Origin of the sequence: Streptomyces sp. WM6386 (assembly GCF_000972385.1) — a bacterium.
In the GTDB taxonomy this organism is placed as follows: Bacteria; Actinomycetota; Actinomycetes; order Streptomycetales; family Streptomycetaceae; genus Streptomyces.
In genome coordinates, this window is sequence record NZ_JXTE01000765.1 from 1 (window position 1) to 318 (window position 318).

Consider the following 318-nt stretch of genomic DNA (forward strand, 5'->3'; position numbering starts at 1 on the left):
CGTCAGACCCGGCCTCCCGTACACAAGGTACAACCTCACCAGGCACAGGCAGCTCTGGAAACCAGACGACGCAGTGAACCTCTTTCATCCTCAATAGTCGCAGGTCAAGAGTGTGTGGATGGCTTGCACGGCGGTGCCGATACGCCGGGTTGAACATCGGGCTCGCTGCAGGAGTCGCCAATGGTCCTCCCAGCCGTGCTCGGCGGGCCCCATGGCCAACTCCTTCTCCAATTCGGAGAACTGGCCGTCGGAGAGTTTGGGCAGTTTCGGAGGCCCAGCGGCGGCGAGGGCGTCCATCCCGCCCTCCCGCCAGGCACG

General features: G+C 64.2%; 1 pseudogene. It reads right to left on the bottom strand.

The annotated features are described in order from the left end of the window. Nucleotides 1–90: 90 nt before the first annotated feature. A pseudogene (locus TN53_RS49030) lies at nucleotides 91–318 on the bottom strand (IS630 family transposase); the annotation flags it as partial.